Here is a 2,467-nt window from a genome sequence, read left to right as displayed (position 1 = left end):
GAAGATAAAAATCAGCCTTGCGTTTTCTGTTTCGTCTTTGGGGCAAGCCAAAGATGAAAACCCGCCTGGTAAGGCTAGCGGAAATTTATTGGAGCAGAATCGATCCTCTTCAACGCATCTTGAAAAAGACTTTCACAGCAAAAAAGGATGACCCCTGCCATCCTTTTCTCAAACTAACCAAAACCTATCTCTATGAAAAAAATCTACTTTTACTTTTACTCTCTTGTATGAAACAAAGATAGCTCACAGTTGTGTTAACGCCTGCCAACCCCTGTTAAAGTATGTTATAACTTGCCACTACCCGGGAATAAAGCCTAATGATAAAGCCTCAAATCGTTGCCTTTCCCCGGACTGAAATTCTTGTTAATGAGTTCTAAAATACAAGACATGACTGTCTTTTATTCCTGTTTTTTTCTTAAATTACTGAAAGAGTCAAACAAAGGAAACAGTTAGCCAATGGAAGTATTTCACCTAAACATACTCAATATTTCTGCCGTATTGCTGGCAGCCTATCTTGGAGGTGTTGCTATCCGAAAAATCGGATATCCGGCCATCCTCGGAGAGTTACTAATCGGTATTATCCTGGGACCGGGATTACTGGGGGTGCTCGAGCTTACCGAGTCGATCCACGTGCTGGCCGAAATTGGCATTATCTTGCTGATGGTATATATCGGGATGGAAATCGATTTTCACGACTTGAAAAAAGCTTCGTGGCCGGGGCTGCTGGCTGCACTGGGTGGATTCTTTGTCCCTTTTGCGCTAGGCTACTTTGCCGTGGTCTGGACAGGTGGTACAGCTATGGCCGGACTATTTGTTGCCATTGCCATTGGCGTAACATCGCTCGCCACCAAAAGTCGCATCCTCATTGATCTTAAACTGCTAAACACCCGTATTGCCCTGGTGCTGATGGCCGGAGCCCTGATATCCGATACCCTTGCACTGGTGATCTTCTCGGGGATTACCAACTTTGCTGAGTCGAATAGTGTGAACACCGGGGCTTTGCTACTCATTGCCGCCAAGATTATCCTTTTCTTTGCAATCACCATCTCCATCGGCTTGTTTGTGCTGCCGCGACTAGGGGATTATATTGCTCGTTCGGGAATCCAAAGCAGCACTGCTTACTTCACCCTGATCCTGATTGTAACTTTTGGCTATTGTGAGCTGGCCGAGCTGGCCGGTATGCATAGTATCCTGGGGGCTTTCATGGCCGGGCTATTCATCAAGGGTAACCTCTTTCCCCGCAAAATATCCAAAGAGCTCAACAAAGCCTTCTACGATGTATCAATTGGATTTATGGCCCCCATCTTCTTTGTGTCGGCTGGTTTTTTCGTTGATGTAACGGTGTTCCAAACCGACCTGGGACTACTGGTTCTGATTACCTTTTTAGCCATCGTTGGTAAGATTGTAGGGACTGCCCTCTTCTACCTTCCTTCGCGCAACGGCTGGCGCGAAGGACTTACCATCGGTACCGGGATGAATGGACGCGGAGCAGTTGAAATTATTATTGCCGAGATCGGACTCGAAATGGGGATCATTGATAAAACCATCTTCTCCATTTTGGTGTTTATGGCCATCTTCACCACCTTGACAGTACCGGTATTGCTGAATTGGACCTCGAAATGGCTGCGTCGTCGTGGCGAGCTGGTATACCTGGACAAACGAAAAGGGGTAATCGTAGTTGGGGCGAACCCGCTGAGCCTGCTGCTGGCTCAAAAGATGAGTTCCCGAATCCCTGTAACCCTCATCGACAATAACCCGGAGCGGGTACAGCAGGCCCGGACAACAAAGCTACACTGCCTGCAGGGAAATGCGCTCAATGAAGACACCCTGGCAGAGGCCAATCCGGAAAATGCCGCTTCCTTTATCGGGCTGACGACCAATAGCCAGGTCAACCTGCTGGCAGCACAGCTGGCACACGAGGCTTTCCTGATTCCGAACACCTTTGTCGCGACTACCCGGAGCGAATCGGCAATAGGATCAGAGCTGCTCCGAAAATCGAACGCAGTACACTTGTTTGCCCCATCCTTCGATATGGAACAGTGGGTTCAAAAGATCCAGCTTGAAAAAGCCACACTTCAACCATTGACCGTTGACAAACCAACGAATGGTAAAGCCTGGTGCGAAAAGCAGTCGCTCAACTTTCAATCCAGCCTACCTGTGCTCGTAGAAAGCGAAGATGAGAACATGCGCCCCTTCCATGCCGGCGAACATCTGGAAGTGAATGATCGGGTTTGGGTACTACAGGGCTAGCAGGGAATTACAGACAACGAATGCCGGAGGTATTGAATATGGGACAGGCCAATATCGTTGCAACTAAAGGCGCCTCTCTCGTAAAAACAGATAAAAACCTCCTTCAGCCAGACCAAGACCTCGTAAAATTAAAGAGAACAGAAACAAGAAAAACAACAAAGCTATGAAACAGAAAATAACATCATTCATGCTGCTTCTTATTGCAGCTCTTTCTGCG

The 2,467-nt window shown here is 47.5% G+C and carries 1 protein-coding gene; it reads left to right on the top strand.

Going from position 1 to position 2,467, the window contains the following annotated elements:
• Nucleotides 1–456: 456 nt before the first annotated feature.
• Entirely contained in the window at nt 457–2,250 is a 1,794-nt protein-coding gene (locus AC37HE_RS06390) for a monovalent cation:proton antiporter family protein (RefSeq protein ID WP_500781965.1), read from the top strand.
• The last annotated feature ends 217 nt before the right edge of the window (nt 2,251–2,467 follow it).

This window comes from Mangrovibacterium sp. (assembly GCF_059905295.1).
Note: the sequence above shows the minus strand (reverse complement) of the source record. Positions and strands in the feature narration are given on the sequence as shown.